Genomic DNA, 353 nt, shown 5'->3' on the forward strand with positions numbered 1-353 from the left:
ATACCGTGGGTGAAATTATTAACACCTGGGCACCGCCGCACGAAAACAACACGACGGCTTACATTAACAGTGTCGCCAGCAAGCTGGGGGTCGAACCGGAAACCCGAATCAGTCGTCAGGAGTACCCGGAGTTAATCGCCGCCATTATTCTCCATGAAAACGGACGGCAGCCTTACACCATGGACACCATAAATGCAGGGGTCGCGCTGGCGTGAGTATCGTGAATAACAAGCAGTTTTTTGTCTTGTTGGGTGTCGGGGCGGCGGGGCTCTGGTACCTGAGCAGCAAGGCAGGCGACGCAGTAGAAGCGGTAAACCCGTTGAATCAGGAAAACATTTTTAACCAGTCGGCTA

Annotated in this window: 1 pseudogene; it reads left to right on the forward strand. The window is 53.3% G+C overall.

Annotated features, from left to right (window positions below):
* Positions 1-215: pseudogene (locus tag CWC28_RS22235) on the forward strand (virion protein); the annotation flags it as partial.
* Positions 216-353: the final 138 nt, after the last annotated feature.

Origin of the sequence: Pseudoalteromonas sp. S4492 (assembly GCF_005886115.1) — a bacterium.
In the GTDB taxonomy this organism is placed as follows: Bacteria; Pseudomonadota; Gammaproteobacteria; order Enterobacterales; family Alteromonadaceae; genus Pseudoalteromonas; species Pseudoalteromonas gelatinilytica.